The 3,708-nt window shown below is 73.5% G+C and carries 3 protein-coding genes; 2 read left to right on the forward strand and 1 reads right to left on the reverse strand.

The genetic code is table 11. The features are described from left to right. Positions 1-302 precede the first annotated feature (302 nt). The gene (locus H9652_RS16525; RefSeq protein ID WP_191797420.1) at positions 303-932 is read left to right on the forward strand and encodes an ASCH domain-containing protein; all 630 of its coding nucleotides are present in this window, start codon (positions 303-305) and stop codon (positions 930-932) included. A 174-nt stretch (positions 933-1,106) separates the two neighbouring features. On the opposite strand, the gene H9652_RS16530 is transcribed toward H9652_RS16525, so the two are convergent. Further along, complete coding sequence (locus H9652_RS16530; protein WP_191797422.1) at positions 1,107-2,339, reverse strand: ROK family transcriptional regulator; 1,233 nt, start codon at positions 2,337-2,339, stop codon at positions 1,107-1,109. A 286-nt stretch (positions 2,340-2,625) separates the two neighbouring features. Between H9652_RS16530 and H9652_RS16535 the strand changes: the two genes are divergently transcribed. Then, complete coding sequence (locus H9652_RS16535) at positions 2,626-3,669, forward strand: 3-isopropylmalate dehydrogenase (protein WP_138823702.1); 1,044 nt, start codon at positions 2,626-2,628, stop codon at positions 3,667-3,669. Positions 3,670-3,708: the final 39 nt, after the last annotated feature.

Consider the following 3,708-nt stretch of genomic DNA (forward strand, 5'->3'; position numbering starts at 1 on the left):
CGACCACGATCGCGCAGGACGGGTCACCCTCCTCTGTGCGTCCGGCTCGCCTGCGTGCTGCTCCGATGCCCGACGGCGGAGCCTCCCCGGGGTGCTCGTGTCACCTAGGGTGCGGCCCGCCGAGGGTGACGGCCCTGCCCGCCGACGGTGACGCTCCGTCGCCAAGGATCATGGGTCGGCGTGTCCCGCGGTCACCGTCGGCGCAGCGGGGCGCCATGGGAACAGGGTGGAATCGCCGACACCCCGTCGGTCAAAGCACGACAAGGCGGGCACTCCGGGTGTCCGTGGTCCACCATGGACGTATGAGCCACCACGACGACCGCGGACCGGACAGCACGAACGACAGCGCCGAGCCGGCGCCGCTGCCCGCCACAGGCGACGAGCACCGTGCCGCTTCGGCCGTCCCCGCGGGCGCGGACCCCGCTCGGGATGACGACGACTCGCGCGGCGAGGAGATCCTCGAGTTCTGGGAGACCGCGCGCGTCCGTGCGGGGGAGGGCAAGGTGGGCGTCGTGACCGGTTTCGGGATCTCGGCGACCGTGCCGCCGCCCGCATGGTCCTTCGGGGACAACCCCGCGCTCGCCGACGGTCTGCTCGCAGCGGTGCTGTCGGGTGACAAGACCGCGACCTCCTCGTCGCACTGGGAGTACGGCGACGACGTGCCGCTGCCGCAGGTCGGCGAGCTCTCGATCATCCTCGACGGCGACGGGCACCCGCGGGCGCTCATCCGCACGACGTCGGTCGAGGTCGTCCCGTTCGACCAGGTCTCGGCCGACTTCGCGGCGGCCGAGGGCGAGGACGACCGGACGCTCGAGTCCTGGCGTGCCGGTCACCGGACCTACTTCACGCGGGTCCTGGTGGGCCACGAGTTCCGTGAGGACATGCCCGTGGTGTGCGAACGGTTCGAGCTGCGGTTCCCGCGGCAGCGGTGAAGCCGCCGCGCCCACCGGGCCCACCCAGGGACTGCGTGCCCGGTGGTGACGCGCACGGGTGAGGTGCCTCGAGGGGTCGGCGTGACGCCGTCGGGCAGCGAGCCGTCGGCCCGGGGGTGAGCGGTGGTCGCCGTCCCAGGCCGCGACCACCGCCCGTCGGGGCAGCGAGAGGAGCTACCCCGAGTAGGAGGGCGCCGGAGCGCCGCTGGTCGCCGTGCCCGCGCGCACCGTCTGGGCAGGCACGCCGTGCGCGCCGTGGTCCGAGGGGTGGGTCGAGACGCGGTCGAGGAGGAGTGCGCGGACGTCGGCCGCGACGACCGCCTGGGCGCCGCGGAGGACAGGGGCCGAGGGGGCCAGGGTCGGGACGATGAGCGCCACGCCCTGCTCGGTGTCCGTGAGGTGGCTGCGGGTCACGTCGGCGAGGCGTTGCCCCCCCGCGATGCACGTCGGGCCGCTGAGCACGACGAGGTGCGGCTCGACGACCGCGACGACCGGCTGGACGACGGTGGCGAGGCGGCGGCCGAAGTCCTCGACGAGCGCGACGACCGCCGGGCTGTCCGGGGCGGCGGTCATGGCTGCGAGGTAGTCCGTGTAGCTCTCTCCGGGGACGCCGTGCCGCTCGGCGAGCTCCTCGAACCGGCGGCCTCCGACGAGGTCCTGGAGGTTGACCGAGTGGTCGTCGTAGTCGCGGACGGTCACGGGCACGGGGAGGTAGCCGAGCTCGCCGGCGGCACCGGTGGCGCCGTGATGGAGCCTGCCGTCGATGAGGGTCCCGAGGCCGATGCCGCCGCCGATCCACAGCAGCGAGAAGCTCGCGTCGTCGCCCCGGCCGGCGTCGTGCTCGGCGATCGTGGCGAGGTTGACGTCGTTCTCGATGTGGACGGGGACGCCGAACTCCTGCTCGAGGAGCGAGCGGACGGCGAGGCGGGGCCATCCCGGCAGGTCGCCGACGAGCCAGAGGTCTCCGGTCGTCGGGTCGGCCGCGGCCTGGACCCCTGCGACGACCGCGCCGACCCGCTCGACGGGGACGCGGGCGTCGGCGCAGGCGGCGTGCCATGCGGCGCGGACGTCGCTCACCGCGGTGCGGTCGTCCGAGGTGGGCACCTCGGCGCCGCCGAGGACGGTTCCGTGGGCGTCGACGAGGCGGGCCTGGACGCCTCCGGGAAGGACGTCGAGCGCCAGCCCGACGACGACGTCGGTGCGCGCGGCGTACGTGACCGCCTGCGGGCCGCGGGCTCCTTGGACGGCCCCGGTGGGCTCGATGAGACCGGCCGACTCCAGGCGCGCCACGATCTGGGAGGATGTCGGACGGGAGACGCCGGTGAGGTCTCCGATCTGCGACCGGGTCATGGGGCCCGTGTCGAGCAGGAGCTCGAGCGCGGCGCGGTCGTTGATCGTGCGGAGCAATCCGGGGGTCCCCGGGACGTGCGTGCGGGACACGGCGTGGTGGCCTCTCTGCCAGCATCTTAGGAAAGTTTCCTAAGAGTTGCGTACTCTGGCGGTTTGCGCAAGTCGACGCGCGGTCCGCGCCTACCACCATCGAGCGTCGCGCGGGTCGGCGCGGACACCGTGGGAGCGCGACCAGCCGAGACGGCGACGCTCGGACCGCGAGATGACGCGGATCGTGGCCCTCGACCCGCCCACGGTGTGAGATGGGCGTCCCGAGGGCTGGCCCGGGGCGTACGGTTCGAGCATGACGCGCAACATCGACTTGGCAGTGGTCGCCGGAGACGGCATCGGTATCGAGGTCGTCGAGCAGGGCCTCGCGGTCCTCGAGGCGGCCCTCTCCGGAACCGACGTCAAGGTCTCCACGACGCCCTTCGACCTCGGTGCGCGCCGTTGGCACGCGACCGGCGAGACCCTCACCGACGAGGACCTCGCGGCGATCCGCACGCACGACGCGATCCTCCTCGGTGCGATCGGTGACCCGACCGTCCCGTCGGGTGTCCTCGAGCGCGGTCTGCTGCTCAAGCTGCGCTTCGCGCTCGACCACTACGTCAACCTCCGCCCGGGCAAGCTGTACCCGGGCGTGAGGTCCCCGCTGGCGGACCCGGGCGAGATCGACTTCGTCGTCGTCCGCGAGGGCACCGAAGGTCCCTACGTCGGCAACGGCGGGGCGCTGCGCGTCGGCACGCCCCACGAGATCGCGACCGAGGTCTCCGTGAACACGGCCTTCGGCGTCGAGCGCGTCGTGCGTGACGCGTTCGCCCGCGCCCAGGCGCGCCCCCGCAAGCACCTGACGCTCGTGCACAAGCACAACGTCCTGGTCCACGCCGGTCACCTGTGGCGCCGCACGGTCGAGGCCGTCAACGCCGAGTTCCCCGACGTCACCACGGACTACCTGCACGTGGACGCCGCCACGATCTTCCTCACGACGAACCCGTCGCGCTTCGACGTCATCGTGACCGACAACCTGTTCGGCGACATCCTGACGGACCAGGCCGCCGCGATCACCGGCGGCATCGGCCTCGCGGCCTCGGCCAACATCAACCCCGACCGCACGGCCCCCTCCATGTTCGAGCCGGTGCACGGCTCGGCCCCCGACATCGCGGGCCAGGGCAAGGCGGACCCCACCGCCACGGTCCTGTCCGTCGCGATGCTGCTCGACCACCTCGGCCTCGCCGAGGAGTCGCAGCGCGTCGAGGCCGCGGTCGCCGCGGACCTCGCCGAGCGGGGGACCCGAGTACGGTCGACGGCCGAGGTGGGGCGCGAGCTCGCCGCCCGCGTCGCCGGCTGATCGGTCCTTCCGACCTGCCGTGGGGGGGGGGGGCGGGGG

It is taken from the genome of Oerskovia rustica (assembly GCF_014836555.1).
Classification (GTDB): Bacteria; Actinomycetota; Actinomycetes; order Actinomycetales; family Cellulomonadaceae; genus Oerskovia; species Oerskovia rustica.

Coding starts and splice junctions, on each gene's coding strand:
- H9652_RS16535 (WP_138823702.1), top strand. CDS start 2,626: ATGACGCGCAACATCGACTTGGCAGTGGTCGCCGGAGACGGCATCGGT.
- H9652_RS16525 (WP_191797420.1), top strand. CDS start 303: ATGAGCCACCACGACGACCGCGGACCGGACAGCACGAACGACAGCGCC.